Below are 17,093 nucleotides of genomic sequence, written 5' to 3' on the forward strand. Positions count from 1 at the left end.
GAGTCACGGGAGATCAAGGAATCCTTTCCTCAACAAGCAGATTTATTTACTTACTAAAAGTTAGTGTTATACTTAAAGGTACAAGTGAATTTAACTGTTTAGAAAAGAGGAAATAGCGATGACAATGATTCAATCAACCTATCAAATCGATGCAACAGCCGCAATTGGCAAAGTCGTTTTAAAAGTAGCGAATATGGAAAAAATGAGCCGGTTTTATTCGGACGTGATTGGCCTAACTTTATTGGAGCAAAGTGTAGATCACGCGCGATTGGGCGTGGGGACACAAGAGCTTTTAGTCCTAGAGAAGGTAAGTGATCCGTTGCCTTTGACACGGAAAACAGGTCTTTTCCATACGGCGTTTCTTTTGCCTAGCCGTAAAGACCTAGGAAATATGCTGATTCATTATTTGGAGGCCAAAGCCCCTCTGGATGGTGCTAGCGATCATGGGTATAGTGAAGCGTTATACCTGACCGATCCAGAAGGAAACGGGATCGAAGTGTATCGTGACAAACCGAAGAGTGAATGGGATATTCGAGCAGACGGTGAGATCGTAGGCGTTACTATCGAAATGGACGCGCAAGGCGTGCTGGGAGCCGCTGACCGATCACAAACGACTTTTCCAGTTGGCACCACGGTGGGGCATGTCCATTTGAAAGTGGCGGATCTGGCAAAAACAGAAGAATTCTACACCGAAGTTTTAGGCATGCGTTTGACTTCAGATTTTGGTAGCCAAGCAAAGTTTTTTGCTGCTGGTTCGTATCATCACCATATCGGATCGAATATTTGGATGGGAAGAAATGTTCCAGCTATGGAGGAAAAGGATCTAGGCTTAGCGTACTTTACGATCGTTTTGCCAGCTTTGGCTTTTTCTACGTTACGAAGTCACCTAAAGGCAAGTGGCGTTTCTTATGAGTTAGAAACAGACAGCCGCTTGCATTTGACTGATCCGAATGGGATCAATCTGATCATCGAAAGAAAGAATCAGCCTTAAGATGGAGGTTTTTTCATTCATGAAATGAGAGAATAACCTATAATCAAGTAAAAGGAGAGCAAGCATGAAAAAAAACGGGGCGGGACAATCACTATTTCTAGCATTATTGATCAGCATGGGCTTATTTTTCTTTGTCCAAGGGAAACAATTAATAGAAAGTGGGGCGTCTCCTGTGATTTTTATTGCTTTTTCGGCTTTTGCAGGAATTATCGGAGTTGGTGTCTATGGTCTTCAAGCAATAATGAAGCAGCATCGGCGCAAAGCCATGGTACCAATCAAAACCAAAAAATAAAGAAATCGACCAATCTTAAACAGGAAGATTGGTCGGTTTTTTGTTTACGCTAAGAAAAAATGGGGAGTGGGATCTGTCTCGTCCCCTACATATTAATTTTCCATGTTTTCAATCGCAAATTCGATCTCATCAGGTGAGAAGCCGTTCCCTTCAAGATGAGCAGCCATATTTCTTTGACGGATCCCTAACACCCGACGGGATTGATTGGCGCGTCCTAAAGCATGGCGATACCAATCTACATCTAGGGTTTCTAGTGCCCATTGTGTTTCCTCCGCAGTAAAACCTTCTGTTTCTAACAGTTCTGCCATCTCTTGTTTTGAATAAAAGCGACGATTTCCTTGCGCTCTAACGAGGAAAAAGGCTTCAAGTTCTCGTTCTGTCGCATTGTTTTCGCGCTCATAGCGTGCTGCTACAGTCGGGGCGAGATGAAACCCTGCTAAAATCGTTTCCTCGGTCACTTCGTTATCAAACACGTAGGTTCTGAACTGAAAACGATTGTCGTTTTCCAGTTCAAGCCATAGTGATTCAACCAGAAATCGATAACCGACTGGAATCGTTTCATAAACAGCATCGGCAATTTCGTAAAAATAAGCGGAAACGGCTTCGTAAGGAGTCATTATCTCGGGAACGATTTCCGTCGTTTGTCCATTAAACAAAGTGATTGCGGAAGGGTAGGTCTCACCAGCATTCGTAAATGTGAGAATCCCCACTGGCTCATGTTTTGTTGAAAAGACATTCATGGTCACACCGTTCGCCAAATCAATAGCACTCTGCCACTTGATTTCTTGGTCATCGCTTTGTTGGTGTAAGTGTTCAAGTGTATCAGGTGTCAAACCAAGCTTTTCTCGTGTATCTTCATTAATTCCTTCTTCATCGGCAAGAGGATTGTTTGCTCCAGCGGTCACTAGTGCTAAATCCTCTTCGTATTCGTTGAATAATTCTTGCAATTTTGCTCGTCTACTGACGATGATCGGGCTCTCTTCATGGATGGCAAGTAAGGCTTCGATACGGCCATTGCGAGCGGCAACCCAACTCGGCATATCCAGATAGCGAGCTTCGATCGCTTCTTGAGCGAGTGCGATCATTGTTTCCGTGTTTTCAATGAATGCCGCCTTGTGTTCTGAATTGCTATTGACCTGGTCTAGAAAGGCCAATTCCGCTTCTTTGCCTCGAATCATCAGTTCGAGATTTTCAATACTTAAATCATAAGTAAGATTTTCTGCATGATAGGTATGTTCCCAACCAGCATCTAAAGCTGCACCGATGCGCTCAGAAAGTTCCTCAGGGCTTGCTGAATTTATCGTCCCACATCCTGAAATCAGGGATAGTATCAGTAATAAAGGCAACAAAACTTGTTTTTTCATTTTTCTCCTCCTCGTGAGACTCTAGTAAACCTCGCCAATTTGTACGAATGAACGCATCAGATCGAGCACTTTCTTGGGTATAAACATAGCCACAATACAAGGGACATCAACTGAGCCCCCAAAGTTAGACCAAAAAACCTAACTTTTTGAGGTCACTACAACAGCATATGGGCATCGCGAAACCCTTTTTTCGCTAGTTTTTAGTTACCTATGTTTGTCATCGCGTAGTCGATTTGTTCTTCTGAAAAGTCTTCAAAAATCAATAACCGGCGAATGTTGTCAGGAGGAAGACTCATCAAGGAATGGTAACTATTTGCTTTCTTCAACGCCTGCTCGTACCAATCAATCGTGAGCTGATCAACTGCCCATTGTGCATCATTATGGGTAAACCCTTCAAATTCTAATTGTTGTATCAATCGTGCACGTGAGAAAGCCATGAGGTTCGTATAGGATTCGGCACGAGCGATCGCTCGTCTTTGTTCTGAAGATCCTTCATTCTCGGTCTGAGTTTGTTCGTCCTTGTTTTGCTCTTGCTGCAAAGCCGTAGCTGCTTTTTGTTTGGCGTTTGCTTCTTGAAGCTGTTGATACACGGTAGTGATCATGTCTTGATCAATGTCATGATCAAAGCCATAGGTCATCACCGCCAGCTGATGTTCATCAGAAGATTGATCGAATCGATTCATAAACATCATTGATTCACGAGGAATATTTACGGCGAGCGCTCGTAAAATCGTTTCATAGAAAGCAGCTTTTTGCTCGTCGGCAGTTTCCCGATTCAGAACAGTAAACCCAGATGCGTACTCCTCATCGGGCATCGCAAAAACGAAGACGTCAACATTCGTTTCGCTTGTGTGGTAAACAGTGGCAGTGAGTCCATCTTCAAGTTCGATTGTGCGATGAAGAGTAAGCGCATCTTCTGTGAGCTGCTGAAGCTGCTCGATATCGTCTGCCAAAAGCCCCAGCTTTTCCCGCGGATCGGCTTCAGGAATCGTTTCGTTTGCTACCTCCAGTAGACGGTTGAGGTTGTCATGATTACTGAGAATGATAGGGCTCCGTTCATGAATCGCAGCCAGAGCCTGGCTATAACCAATGCGGGCAGCAAACCAAGCAGGGACATCGATCCGACGCTCCACTAACGCTCGTTCAGCGGTTGCCATCAAATCAATTGTGTGGCTGATTAACTGATAAAGATCTTCGTCGGAAGAATCAAGCTCTTCCAAAATAGCCAATTCGGCTTGACTGCCGGCAATCAACAACTCTAAGGTTGCTGGGTGATAATAGGCCCAGCCCGTTCCGGATTGGTTTGTATATTCCAGTCGTGCGTCGATGCCAAGTGCAACGGTCTCTGACAGTTCTTCCTCTGCCTTTGCGCAACCGATAAGCAAAATAACGAATGACAATAGGGTGATCAGTACTCTTTTTTTCATTAGGCTCCTTCTTTCTATCGAAAGTAACTGAGAAAACGGTCGGAAGAGGTTTGTTTATCTGGGGGAAGGAGGAGAGAAGGTGAATGGGAAAAATGCTGAAAAGATTTTTCATCACCAGTAAATTCAGGCAACTGTTTCTGATCCGCCAATAAGAAAAAGCGGAGCATCGAACCAGCTTTCGAGAATAATTGTTATATTATTCATTTTATATGAAAAATAGTGTAAAATGCAATAATAAAAGAGTTTTTATCAATTTTTACATTTGGGAAAGGAAGCTTCGTATCAACTTTCTAGGAGTAGACGCTCAAGATCAAAGCGATCGAAAGAATTCATCGAAGGATCGCCATGGGGAATCTTTTGAGCAAACAAAAAAACAGCTTCCCATAATAGGGAAGCTGTAAGGATGCGGAAAATGGGATTTGAACCCACACGAGCGATTGCTCACAAGACCCTCAATCTTGCACGTCTGCCATTCCGTCATTTCCGCAAATACTATAGAAGGAAACGCAGGCTGAGGTAGTTCTGTCACGCCGCGTCTAGAAAATATCTTACCTGATTTTCAACAGGTTTGTCAATAACTTTTCCTAATGCTATTTGAAAGAATTTTCAGACTTTAGATTGCATTTTTTTCCATAAAAGGTATGCTAAAAGAATGAATAATTATTTTTTTGAGAGGAGAGCAAATGAACTACTTTAAAAACCAGTTAGCCAAATCTGTCAAACAGAAAACGTTCCTCTTCCTGCTCATTGGTGCCTTTAGTTTAGGTTGCTGTTTTTCCATTTATTTGAAGCTGATGGAACCCATCAACTTACCCGCCACGATCACTGCAGAAAAAGCGGAAGCCTCACGGCTTGTTGATCGCTACCAAGCCAATCAGTCGGGTTCACCTGCTGAACAAGAGGTGTATCAACTTTTGCTTGAAAATAATACACTGACTTCGCGACAGTTATCCAACTTGATTATGGAAGAATACGAACGATTTAATCAAACGAGTATTCAAATTGCAGAACTAAAAAAGCAGATTTGGGCGTCAGAAGTTGATGACAAAGGATTTTTGCCACCTTTATGGGCAATCGAACAAGATCAGAAGGTCTATCAAGCTTTAGTCGAGCAAGAAAAAGAGCCGGTCCTCACTGCTGCCAATGCCCAGACCGCTGTCGCTTTGGCAATAACGTTTTTGCTGAATTTTGGCTTCTTCTTTTGGGCTTTTTTTGCCAGTGACAATTTGATAGAAGAAAGAGAACACTTCTCTTTGATTCGCTCGTACCCGCAGATTTTTCCGATTCGGATGTTAAGTAAAATTGTGGTTAAAGGGATTACAAATTTAGGCGTTTTGATTGTGTTCTTCTTAGGTGTCTTTCTTTCAATGAGCCTTCTGGGGGAGTTCGGGGATTGGCAGTATCCAGTAGCCGTCTATCTCAATGGGGATTGGGTAGCCTTACCTTTTTGGCAGAGCGTTTTATATAGCCTGGTTTCTTTTGGCTTGCTGATTGGTTTGATCGAATGCTTAGGTTTTGTCATGAACATGATCGCAGCCAATCGATACGTCTCTTTCTTTTTGCTGGTGCTTTTTTATGGGCTCGGCTTGATTCCGATGCTGCAAAAGATCCCACTGTTACCAGTTCATATAGCTGCTATGGATAAATTTTATTCGGGCGCCTTTGCATTGGGTTCTGGTACTTCTTGGGGAGTCTATGCTAGTTGGCTGCTGACGGTGGTGTGGATCTTCCTTTGTATAGCTTTGATGCTCGTTGCGGATAAACAGAATCGCTTGTTGAGAGGAGGCAAAGGATGAAAGACTATTTTTTATTTGAATTACGACAACTCTTAAAGAGCAAGAAAACTATTGGTCTTTTTTGCTTGCTTCTTATCTATAGCGGCGTTTACAGTTTTTGGCAAAAAGATTTTCGCCCGATTGAACGAGTAGATAAAACAGAAATGCAACAACGCTATACCGTGCGACAAGATTTTCTTGATCAACAAGCAGCCAATCCTTCTGACCATTGGTCGGCAAGCTTAGCAGTTGAAATGTTTACCCCATGGAACGAAGCGGAAAAACAACGATTAGATGCACTAGCTGATGAAAACTGGCAAGCTTATGCACGAGGAACAACTACGTGGTACCAGTTGGCGTTGCAGTTTACCGATGAACGAAATGTTTTTTATACACCGGATTATTATACGTTTCAAAATTACTACGCTGCCTATGACGGTCGCTTTGGTTATGCTTCAACCGCTAAGCTTATGGAAGCCTTCAGCCAGTTGCCGAATAAGAAACTCTCGCAAGCAGTCATGGAGCAAAAAACGGGGATACAGGCATTGCAGCGAAGTTTTACTGGATATTTACCGATTCTATTGCTTGCTATTTCTTTATTTTTGGCGATCGATTGCTTACCAAAAGAACGAAGACATAAATCCCTATTTCTTTCACTGCCATTATCGGCAGAAGAGATCCTTTGGAGCAAAACGGCAGTATTGATGGTCGGTTCTGCAATTGCAACGCTTGGGACCATGTTCTTTCTCTGGTTGGGTTCTGGCATTCAATTCGGCTTTGGTTCCCTGGAACTACCGGTCACGATTTTATCACCGACCTTTGATGCCCGCTACCCGATCACAGATTTCAACGCTTTTGAAACACAAGCCATCGGTCTTTTTATAGGCCAATGTTTTCTTGCGACGCTTTTTTTGCAGTTTATTTATTGTCGCGGCATCTTGTTGTTCAGTGCCCTGTTTCGCTCAGAACTGGTTAATTTGCTTTTGGCTGGTTTTTGCTTGCTTTCACCCTATATTTTCCAAAGACGTTGGTTCAGTGCTTACCTTGATAAAACGCTGTATGTCTATCTGTATCAAAATGTGGGACAAGTCCTTTCAGGCTGGACACGTTTTTATTTTGGTTCTGCAGGGTTTACGATGGAAAAAGGGTTGCTTTTATTAGGAGGCGTTTGGCTTCTGATCGAAATGTGTTTCTTCGTGACGATCCAACGCAAAAAATTTCATTTGGCATAGGAGGAACGATATGTTAGAACTGAAAAATGTGACGGTCACGTATACGAGAAAAGTATTGGATCAGCTTTCCATTGCCTTTTCTCCCGGGGAAATCGTCGGATTAGTCGCCCCTAACGGCACCGGGAAATCCACGCTATTGAATGTGGCGATGAATTTCATCCAGCCGAATGAAGGCGCAGTATTTTTGAATGGCAGTCAAGTATATGTGACCAAAAAATCAGAAGTGGCAGCGCATCAACAAATTTCGTTTTTTCCTGACCAAAATGATTTGTACAATGATTTGAGTGGTTTCGAGCATCTCAAGCTGTATCAGCGAATGTGGCGTTCAGAGGAACACTTAGTGGAAGAAACGATTGATCGTTTGCGGATGAGTGACTATATCAAACGTCCTGTGGGTACCTATTCGCTGGGCATGCGGCAACGTCTTTGTTTTGCGATGCAGATCGTGACGGATACGCCTTATATGCTGATGGATGAAGTCATGAATGGCTTGGATCCGACCAATGTGGAATTGATCTCTAACGTATTAAAAGCCTTGCGAGCGCAAAAGAAAGCGATCGTGATTGCTTCGCATATTTTGACGAATTTGGATTCCTACGCGGATCGGGTCTTGTTTTTAAAAGACGGCAAGATCATTCACGAATACTTTGGTCGCAAGTCGTTAGTCAATCAACCGTTGTACTTAAAAACGGACTCGGCAGATTTTTTGGTGGCTTTTCCAGAATTAACGACGGTGACCATCGATCTGCAAGGACGGATCTATCTGGTAGAAATCAGCGATCCTCAGCTACCGCAACGGTTTATCGCTGCAGGGATCACTGATTTTTCTGTGGGGCACTTGGCACTAAATGAATTGTATTTGACGTATTTTTCTGAAAATCACTGACTGCCGCACTATTTACGAGATGAGAGCGGGACAAGCACAGATGAAGGAGAAGCAAAAAAATTTCGCCATAGGTAAAAGTTTTTTGCTATAATAGGTTCAATCTGAAAAGAGATCAACGACGAGAACCAATAACCTGACGTTGACCTATGGTTAAAGGAGAAATGGAATATGAAGAAATTTTCGAAGTCGTCAAAACTTGAAGGGGTCAGTTATGATGTGCGCGGCCCAGTTTTAGAAGAAGCCGATCGGATGCAAGAAGAAGGCATCAGTATCTTGAAATTAAATACGGGGAATCCCGCGCCATTTGGGTTCGAAGCCCCAAATGAGATCGTTAGAGACCTGATTATGAACGTGCGAGAATCGGAAGGATATTCTGATTCGAAAGGGATTTTTTCTGCCCGTAAAGCGATTGAACAATATTATCAATTACAGAAATTTCCTGATGTGACCATCAATGATATTTACACAGGTAATGGTGTTTCCGAGCTGATCACGATGTGTATGCAGGGCCTATGTAACAATGGGGACGAAGTGCTCGTGCCGATGCCTGACTATCCTTTGTGGACTGCTTCGATCTCATTAGCTGGCGGAAAGCCCGTCCATTATATTTGTGATGAACAAGCAGATTGGAATCCTGATATCGAGGACATCAAAGCTAAGGTCACCAGCAAAACCAAAGCGATCGTCATTATTAATCCGAACAATCCAACAGGAGCCGTTTATCCAAAAGAAATTTTGGAGCAAATCGTCGACGTTGCTCGTGAGCATGACTTGATCATTTTCTCTGATGAGATCTATGACCGATTAGTCATGGATGATTATGTCCATGTGCCGATTGCTACATTAGCGCCAGATCGATTCGTTGTGACGCTAGGTGGCTTGTCTAAGTCTCATCGAGTGGCAGGTTTCCGTGTGGGCTGGATGGTCCTCAGTGGCGACAAGTCCCATGTGAAAGACTATATCGAAGGCTTGAATATGCTATCTTCGATGCGACTGTGTTCGAATGTCTTATCGCAACAAATCGTTCAGACTGCATTAGGAGGCTATCAAAGTTCTGATGAGTTACTATTACCAGGTGGTCGTATTTATGAACAAAGAGCGTTTATCCACAAGGCAATCAATGACATTCCGGGATTGTCAGCGGTGAAACCGAAAGCCGCCTTTTATATTTTCCCTAAAATTGATATTCAACGCTTTAATATCACCAATGATGAACAATTTGTTTTAGACTTTTTACACGAGCACCACATCTTGCTGGTTCACGGCGGTGGGTTCAACTGGCAACAGCCAGATCATTTCCGAATCGTTTATCTTCCTAATATGGAAGACTTAAAAACGACTGCTGAAAAAATGACAGAATTTTTGGCGTCCTATCGTCAGAAATAAAAATATAAAAAAGCACCGCTCCTTCAACAACCGTGAGGGAGTGGTGCTTATGTTTTTATTCGGCAACTGGTTGACAAATTTTTTTGCTCACAATCATTCGATTGGTAAATTTATCCAGCATTTCAGCACTAGGATCGGTGACTTGAACCAGAACAGAGTTCTCATATTCTCGTTCGATGATCCCTTGATACTTCTTGCCATCCCATGTAAAAAAGATCGTACTGTCGATCGTCATCTTAACACCTCATTTGAAATTGTGGAAAAATAACAAGACATTCTTGAAATTGCTTTCCTTTTTGTCATTATGTGCTAAAATAAAGAAAATTAAAAATGCGAATTCGCATTTTTGACAAGAAACGTTCGGTTTTTATAAGAATTCCCCCTGGAGGACGATTATGAAGAAAAAAGAAGAATCTTTTGGTCAAAATATCCGTTCGATTCGGTTGAAACGAAAGATGACACAGAAGATGTTAGCGGAAGATATTTGTTCGCAAAGTGTTTTAAGCCGTATTGAAAACAACGAAGAGTTGCCGAATGTCTGGGTGATGTATCAAATCTGCCAACGCTTAGGAGTCACCTTAGATCAAGTAATGATGCTTCATTCGGAAGAGATCAACAAAACCAATCAAATCTTTGCCGAAATCGAATCACATTTTGTCCATAAGCAGTTTCAAGAAATGCGGGAAAAAATGGAAGATAAGGCGATCAAGGATTATTTGTATCTGGATTCAGATATGCAAATGTATTACTACTATCTAGGCAGCTGTGATTATTTCCTCGATCAAAACTATGATGCCGCCCTTGAGGCGCTGAAAAAAGGATTGGCCTACTCCTATCAACAGGATAAGACCAATGTGTCGGTGATGGAAATTCGTATCCTGAGCTGCATGGGTCGCGTCTATAGTGATTTGCTGCAACTGGGTGAAGCTCGTTTTTACTTAGAAAAAGCATACGATGCCATGCACGCATTGCCACCGGAACGTCTCTCCACATCATTGACCAAAATTTACTACAATTATGCGGTCTTTTTAAAGGAGCAACAAGAAGATTGCCTCGCGCTAAAGGTAACGAACGAAGGCATTTCCTTAGCCAGAGAAAAGAACAGTTTGTATTTTCTAGAAGAATTGTTTGAACTGAAGGGACACTTACTTTATAGACTGAAAGAAGAAAATGCAGCCGAAAAAAGTTTTCAGCTGTATCGTGCTGTCATGGATATTCGCCAATCTGACAAAGTGGTGTAGACCTTTCTTGACTTCTTCCCTAAATAAGAGTACTTTTAAGGAAGAAAAGAAATAGAGGAGCGATCAAGATGAATAAATATATTTACGCAGACAAATTCTTTCTAAAATCAGCGGTTCATGGCCCTGGTTACCTGGAGGTCAAAGAGGGGAAATTCGGAGCAATCGTCGATGAAGTCCCTTCTGGTGCAGACGTAGAAGATTATTCAGGCAAATGGGTAGCACCGGGTCTTGTGGATACTCATATCCACGGATTTATGAACCATGATGTGATGGACAACGATGCAGAAGGCATTAAAGCCATGTCGGAAGGCCTTTTATCATGTGGTGTGACTTCCTTCTTGCCAACAACCTTAACATCCAGCAAAGAACGGTTGCGGGATGTTGCTGAAACCGTTGGGAAAGTCAAAGACGAAGTTACAGGAGCAAAAATCCAAGGGATCTATTTTGAAGGCCCATTCTTTACTGAAGAACATAAAGGTGCACAAAATCCAATTTATTTTGGTGATCCTGATATCGATACCTTCCATGAATGGCAAGAAGCTTCTGGTGGAATTATCAAAAAAATCGCCTTGGCTCCTGAACGAGAAGGTATGAGTGAGTTTGTTTCGCAAGTGACGGAAGAAGGCGTAGTGGTTGCTCTAGGCCATAGTAACGGTACATTACAAGAAGCGCAAACAGCAGTTGAAGCTGGTGCTAGCGTTTTTGTTCATGCATTCAACGGTATGCGCGGATTAAACCATCGCGAGCCTGGAATGGTTGGTGCCCTACTTTCATTAAAAGAAGTTTTTTCAGAGTTGATTTGTGATGGCCACCATGTGCATCCTCAAGCAGCTGAGATTTTGATGGAAAAAGCTGGTCACGACCATGTTGCCTTGATCACTGACTGTATGATGGCTGGCGGCATGCCAGATGGTGATTATATTTTAGGTGAATTTCCAGTAGTGGTGAAAGACGGAACGGCTCGAATGGAAACTGGCAATCTTGCTGGTAGTATTTTGAAACTAAAAGAAGCTGTGAAAAATGTAGTAGACTGGGGAATCGCTACCCCTCAAGAAGCGGTCATGATGGCCAGCTTGATTCCAGCAATCAGCTGTAAAATTGACCATGCTTGCGGCATGATCAAACAAGGTCGCCCAGCTGACTTTATTGTTTTGGATCAAGAAATGAATGTAACAGCCACCTATTTAGATGGCGTCTGCCGCTACCAGGCGTAAAATAAAACAATCTGCTTAAAGAAACAAGAAGAGAGCTTCTCTTGATCTGTTTTTTGAGCAGATTTTTTTGTTTTCAGTTATGATGAAAGAAAACGACATCCTATGAAGGAGATGATGGGGATTTGAAGACGATTTTAGTTACCGGCGCCAATGCCGGTATGGGCTTTGCAACAGCCAAACAATTGGCAGAATTGGGGATGCATGTGATTTTGTATTGCCGTTCTGCCGAACGAGGGCAGGCAGCACAGCAACGTTTGAAGGAAGAGACAGGCAATCCAAGCATCGATCTAGTGATCGGTGATTTGGGGTCGTTGGCTAGCGTACGCAAGTCAGCCGCTGAAATCAACGCCCGCTTTGAGAAATTGGATGTACTGATCAATAATGCAGGCATCGTCAATTTAAAAAAAGAGCGAACAGCCGATGGATTTGAACAAATGCTGGGCGTAAACTACGTGGGGCATTTTGAACTGACCCGTCAGTTATTGCCGCTAATAAAACGTGCCGATGCCGGCAGGATCGTCAATGTGTCATCCGGCGCCTACAAATTTGTAAAGAAAAAAGATCAGCGCTTTTTCGATGTACCGGATTTTTTCCCTTGGCGGGAATATGGCCGCTCAAAAAAAGCCCTGATTTTATTTACGGATGCGCTTGCGTTTCAGCTACGCAATACGACCGTTACTGCTAATTCCTTGCATCCGGGAGCTGTGGCGACCAGCTTAGGGGTCAGTCGACAAACAGGATTTGGTCAGTCTATTTATAAAATGTTGACGCCTTTTTTTAAAACAGCCGAAGAAGGGGCAGATACAGCGATTTACTTAGCGCTAAGTCCAGACGTTGCGGGTATCAGTGGCCGCTACTTTGTTGATCGTCAAGCAGTCCTAACCGAGATCCCGAAGGAGCAGCAACAAGCACAGAAACTATGGCAAGAAACGCAACAAAGAATTGCGGACCACACAAAATGATTTGTTTTGCTTTTGCCAATCTGGATCACTTTGAATAAATGACTTGTTTTTTAGCAGCACGACCTTGTGCTGCTTTTTTGCGGTTTCTTTCAAGGGAAAAAGTGTGATACACTGTTAAGCGAGAAAGCGCATGCGGCGCTGGAATTCTTGGAGGAATAAAATGAGTTATATTGAAGTAGTGAAAGAAGTGAAGAAATACACAATGGGCGATACGGTGATTGCTGCCAATGATGGCGTCTCTTTTTCCGTAGAGAAAGGCGAGATCGCGCTGATCCTTGGTCCTAGTGGCGCCGGTAAGTCCACCGTTTTGAACATACTAGGCGGGATGGATCAATGTGACAGCGGCCAAGTGATTGTCGATGGAACGGATATTGCTGGTTTTGATGCTAAACAACTAACGACCTATCGTCGCAAAGACGTCGGATTTGTCTTTCAATTTTACAATTTGGTGCCGAACTTGACGGCTAGAGAAAATGTGGAACTGTCGGCACAAATCGTACCCGAAGCACTTGATGCAGCTGAGATTTTGACCCAAGTTGGATTAGGTGATCGCTTGGATCACTTTCCTGCACAATTGTCTGGCGGTGAACAGCAAAGGGTCACGATTGCTCGTGCCATAGCCAAGAAGCCCAAACTGCTGCTTTGTGATGAACCAACTGGGGCACTTGACTATGAAACGGGAAAACAGATTTTGGCTATTTTAGAAAAAACAGCTCGCGAGACTGGGACGACCGTTTTGATCATTACACACAACAGTGCATTGGCTCCCATGGCGGATCGCGTGATCCATATCAATGACGCAAAGGTTCGCAAGATGGAAAAAAATACTCATCCGATTCCAATTGCCTCTATTTCTTGGTAAATGCCTATGAAAAAAACATTATTACGTTCCAGTTTACGTGAAATTAGGCAAGCACCCGGGCGATTTTTGTCCATTTTAGGCATTATCTTTTTAGGAGTCGCTTTTTTTGTCGGGATCAGCGCCACCGGCCCTAATATGAAACAAGCTGCTGAAGATTACTTTTCTCGCCAACAATTAGCCGACCTTACAATTGCTTCAACTTTGGGGTTGTCGGATACCGATCGGCAAATCATTGAGGAAATGCCTGGCGTCACAGCGGTTGAGACGGAGCAGATCGCTGATATCAATGCCGAAAATCATCGTGCTGTGATTCGTGTCTTCTCTCTTTCAACTGATCGACCTGTCAATCAATATGAGGTGACTTCTGGTCGATTGCCGCAAAAATCAGGGGAAATCGCCTTAGATCAAGCGGCACAAAATAGTGGTGGTTTCGAATTAGATGAATCCTTTGAGTTGCCAGAAAGTGGCGAAAATCAATTAAAAACCCATACCTTCACGATCGTGGGCTTTGTCAATAGTCCTGAATATATTGAGAACTTTCATCGGGGGAACAGTACCGTTGGTAATGGGACAGTGGATTACTTTGCGGTGATTCCTGAGGAGGATTTTAAAGAAAGTGCGTACGCCCGATTTTTAGTTCGCTTTGATGACTTATCTCAAATGGAAAGCTATTCAGTGGCGTATCAGACGAAAAGAGATCAAATAAGTGCTGAAGTTGAGAAAAAGTTGGCTCCTCGGGCGCAAGGACGCAGACAAGAGCTGATCGATGAAGCACAACCAGCCATTGACGAAGCCAAAGAACAGATCCGCAACGGAGAAACGGCTCTGCAAGAAGCACAAAGGGAACTCGACGACGCACAAGAAAAATTAGCGCAGGCGCACCGGGAACTGACGGAACAAGAAGCAGCTTTCCAAACAGAAATTCAAGCTGCCCAAGAGCAGTTGAATAGTGAAGCACAAAAAATAGCTGAGGGTAAGCAAGCGTTGGCGGAAAACCAACGACTGCTGGATCAAAGCGAACAAGCGTTGCTTCAGCAAGAAGCCCAAGTAAAATCAGCCCAAGCCCAGTTAGCGCCCATTTCGGCACAAAAGTCAGAACTACAAAGTGGCACCCAACAAGTGGAGGAGCAACTTGCGCTGGCATACCAAGGCATGGATCAAATCAGAAGTGTGGGTCAACTTTCTGCAGAGGAGCAAATGGCCCAGCTGCCTACCGTCTATGCACAAGTAACAGCCGCTCTGGCACAGTTGAACCTACCGACAGATGTCCTTGGTCCGATTCCTGATCTGGAGGAAATCGATGAAACGATGATTGCTACTATGCTGACGGCAGCTGAAGATACATTGAATCCACTCATTGCTGAAGGTGAGCAACAACGTGCCCAATTAAGCGGACAACTGGCTGAAATCAATGAACAAGAAGTGCAACTTCAACGGGCGCAACAGCAAGTCAACGCTGGCTGGAGCCAGGTCAGTGCCGGACGCCAAGAATTGGCACAGGCTCAGACCCAGATCACTCAAGGAGAATCGCAGCTGAGTGTTGCTCGTGAGACTTTAGCTTCTGAGCAAGCTAATGGTCAGTCTTTGCTAGACAAGGGCTGGCTGGAATACCGAGAAAACGAAGCAACCCTTCAAGAAAAGCTAGCCGAATTTAAAGAAAGAGCACCAAAAGAACGCGAAAAGCTTGAAGATGTCAAAAAAGAAGTTGCGGAAAAAGAGCAGGAATTGTTGGAGCTAAAACCGGCAGTTTATCGTGTCGCGAACCGCGATGCGAATCCTGGTTATTCAGAATACCAAGACAATGCGGAACGCGTTTCTTCGTTAGCGACGATTTTTCCAGTCATTTTCTTTTTGATCGCAGCCTTAGTGAGTCTAACCACTATGACGCGGATGATCGATGAAAAACGCAGTGAGATCGGAACGTTGAAAGCACTAGGCTATCGCAACTGGGAGATTGGACAGAAATTTTTGCTTTATTCCTCTGCAGCAGGCATCACAGGTGCTGTATTGGGCCTAGCAGTAGGCTTTTCCTTTTTTCCAGCAATCATCATTCAAGCTTATGGACCGCTTTACAATCTCACGGAGTATGACACCCCATGGTATTTGCGGCTTTCATTGATTGCTGTGGGTGTTAGCTTGCTTTGCACCATCGGAATTGCGCTGCTGGTTTTACGATTTGATTTAAGACAGTCATCGGCTTCCTTGTTGAGACCAAAGGCCCCAAAAACAGGGAAACGAATTCTCTTAGAAAGAATCACTTTTTTATGGCGGCACTTAAGTTTTATTCAAAAAGTTACAATGCGAAACCTGTTTCGCTACAAGTCAAGAATGCTCATGACCATCTTAGGAATCGCTGGTTGCACGTCGATGATTTTAACTGGGTTTGGCCTGAGAGATTCCATCAGCAATATCATTCCTTTGCAGTTTGAGAAAATCTGGCAATATCAGGCGGTGATTACCTTTGATGACGAGGATTCGGAAGCAATGAGTGAAACAAAAGCCGCCGCAGAAGATATTGAAGGCTTTGAAGCAGGGTTATTCTTGCATACGGAAAGTCTGACGTTGGCTCAATCGGGGGTCACGCAGCAAGAAGTAACCGTCACCGTGCCAGAAGATCCTGCGGCTTTATCGAGATTTGTCCACTTGAATGATCGGGTTTCAGGAGAAGCTTACGAGCTAGAAGGAGAGGGTGCCATCATCAATGAAAAGCTTGCTAAGTTGTTTGGATTATCGGTGGGTGATACGATAACGTTGACGAATGAAAGCGGCGAGGAATTTCAACTGAAGGTAGCTGCCATCGCAGAAAACTACACGGGCCATTTTGCTTATTTGACACCTGAAACGTACGAAAAGATCTTTCAGGAAACGCCTGCTTACAATAGTGAGTTATTGAAATTCAATCAGCGCTTAAGCAAAACAGATGAAGAAGCGATCGCAGCTGACCTGATGGCACAAGATAATGTCATCAATGTTTCCTTCCTCTCAGCTTCAGCGGATGCCTTAGATGACACGACAGCAACCTTGAACATCGTCATTTGGATCTTGATCACGTCAGCAGGGGCATTAGCCTTTATCGTGTTGTACAACTTGAACAATATCAATATAGCGGAACGGATCCGCGAGTTGTCGACTATCAAAGTATTAGGCTTTTATGATCGAGAAGTGACGATGTACGTCTTTCGTGAGAATATCTTTTTAACGATTTTCGGTATTGGTTTTGGCTTGTTATTAGGGGTGCTTCAGCATCAATTTGTCTTACAGACCATCGAAGTTGATATCGCCATGTTTTCACCGACAGTCGAACCAATGAGCTATGTGTATGCAGCGGGATTGACCTGCTTGTTTTCAGGCGTGGTAGGGATCGCGATGTATTTCAAGTTGAAACATGTCAATATGATCGATGCCTTGAAAGCCAATGAGTAACAAAAACAGCCTTTTTTCAGAAGCATTCTGGAAAAAGG

The 17,093-nt window shown here is 43.5% G+C and carries 14 protein-coding genes and 1 tRNA gene; 11 read left to right on the top strand and 4 right to left on the bottom strand.

Features of this window, described 5'->3' with window-relative positions:
* The first annotated feature begins 118 nt into the window (after positions 1-118).
* Together IGI94_RS06750 and IGI94_RS06755 are read left to right on the top strand one after the other, a co-directional pair.
* Entirely contained in the window at positions 119-991 is an 873-nt protein-coding gene (locus IGI94_RS06750) for a VOC family protein (RefSeq protein WP_005236471.1), read from the top strand.
* 64 nt (positions 992-1,055) lie between these two features.
* Positions 1,056-1,283 (top strand): hypothetical protein, encoded by a 228-nt coding sequence (locus IGI94_RS06755; RefSeq protein WP_005229963.1) that lies wholly within the window; start codon positions 1,056-1,058, stop codon positions 1,281-1,283.
* Between the two features lie 92 nt (positions 1,284-1,375).
* Here IGI94_RS06755 and IGI94_RS06760 read toward each other — a convergent pair whose 3' ends face one another.
* From IGI94_RS06760 to IGI94_RS06770, 3 genes are all read right to left on the bottom strand, one after another.
* Complete coding sequence (locus IGI94_RS06760) at positions 1,376-2,647, bottom strand: hypothetical protein (protein ID WP_438899573.1); 1,272 nt, start codon at positions 2,645-2,647, stop codon at positions 1,376-1,378.
* Positions 2,648-2,847: 200 nt separating this feature from the next.
* Positions 2,848-4,074, bottom strand: coding sequence for an Ltp family lipoprotein (locus tag IGI94_RS06765; RefSeq protein WP_438899574.1), 1,227 nt, complete (start codon positions 4,072-4,074; stop codon positions 2,848-2,850).
* Positions 4,075-4,478: 404 nt separating this feature from the next.
* Positions 4,479-4,561 (bottom strand) — tRNA-Leu (locus IGI94_RS06770).
* 196 nt (positions 4,562-4,757) lie between these two features.
* Here IGI94_RS06770 and IGI94_RS06775 point away from each other — a divergent pair.
* From IGI94_RS06775 to IGI94_RS06790, 4 genes are all read left to right on the top strand, one after another.
* Positions 4,758-5,870, top strand: coding sequence for a hypothetical protein (locus IGI94_RS06775; protein ID WP_301388359.1), 1,113 nt, complete (start codon positions 4,758-4,760; stop codon positions 5,868-5,870).
* The gene (locus IGI94_RS06780; RefSeq protein ID WP_438899575.1) at positions 5,867-7,081 is read left to right on the top strand and encodes an ABC transporter permease; all 1,215 of its coding nucleotides are present in this window, start codon (positions 5,867-5,869) and stop codon (positions 7,079-7,081) included. The genes IGI94_RS06775 and IGI94_RS06780 overlap by 4 nt, the downstream gene beginning before the upstream one ends.
* Before the next feature lie 10 nt (positions 7,082-7,091).
* Entirely contained in the window at positions 7,092-7,967 is an 876-nt protein-coding gene (locus tag IGI94_RS06785; protein WP_438899576.1) for an ABC transporter ATP-binding protein, read from the top strand.
* A 168-nt stretch (positions 7,968-8,135) separates the two neighbouring features.
* Positions 8,136-9,353, top strand: a complete 1,218-nt coding sequence (locus IGI94_RS06790) for a pyridoxal phosphate-dependent aminotransferase (protein ID WP_005236450.1) — start codon at positions 8,136-8,138, stop codon at positions 9,351-9,353.
* Positions 9,354-9,408: 55 nt separating this feature from the next.
* Here IGI94_RS06790 and IGI94_RS06795 read toward each other — a convergent pair whose 3' ends face one another.
* A complete protein-coding gene (locus IGI94_RS06795; protein ID WP_005236448.1) occupies positions 9,409-9,588 on the bottom strand; it encodes a hypothetical protein in 180 nt (59 codons plus the stop codon).
* A gap of 160 nt (positions 9,589-9,748) precedes the next feature.
* Here IGI94_RS06795 and IGI94_RS06800 point away from each other — a divergent pair, with 160 nt between their 5' ends.
* The 5 genes from IGI94_RS06800 to IGI94_RS06820 all read left to right on the top strand — a co-directional run bounded on the left by IGI94_RS06800 (position 9,749) and on the right by IGI94_RS06820 (position 17,055).
* Positions 9,749-10,594: a helix-turn-helix domain-containing protein gene (locus IGI94_RS06800; RefSeq protein ID WP_008381491.1), complete on the top strand. Its 846-nt coding sequence runs from the start codon at positions 9,749-9,751 to the stop codon at positions 10,592-10,594.
* A 68-nt stretch (positions 10,595-10,662) separates the two neighbouring features.
* A complete protein-coding gene (gene nagA, locus IGI94_RS06805; protein ID WP_438899577.1) occupies positions 10,663-11,808 on the top strand; it encodes an N-acetylglucosamine-6-phosphate deacetylase in 1,146 nt (381 codons plus the stop codon).
* Between the two features lie 122 nt (positions 11,809-11,930).
* Complete coding sequence (locus IGI94_RS06810) at positions 11,931-12,770, top strand: SDR family oxidoreductase (RefSeq protein WP_008381487.1); 840 nt, start codon at positions 11,931-11,933, stop codon at positions 12,768-12,770.
* Positions 12,771-12,930: 160 nt separating this feature from the next.
* Positions 12,931-13,632: an ABC transporter ATP-binding protein gene (locus tag IGI94_RS06815; protein ID WP_008381485.1), complete on the top strand. Its 702-nt coding sequence runs from the start codon at positions 12,931-12,933 to the stop codon at positions 13,630-13,632.
* Positions 13,633-17,055: an ABC transporter permease gene (locus IGI94_RS06820; RefSeq protein ID WP_196044686.1), complete on the top strand. Its 3,423-nt coding sequence runs from the start codon at positions 13,633-13,635 to the stop codon at positions 17,053-17,055.
* Positions 17,056-17,093 lie beyond the last annotated feature (38 nt).

Source organism: Enterococcus sp. AZ149, assembly GCF_051714285.1.
Taxonomy (GTDB): Bacteria; Bacillota; Bacilli; order Lactobacillales; family Enterococcaceae; genus Enterococcus_D; species Enterococcus_D entomosocium.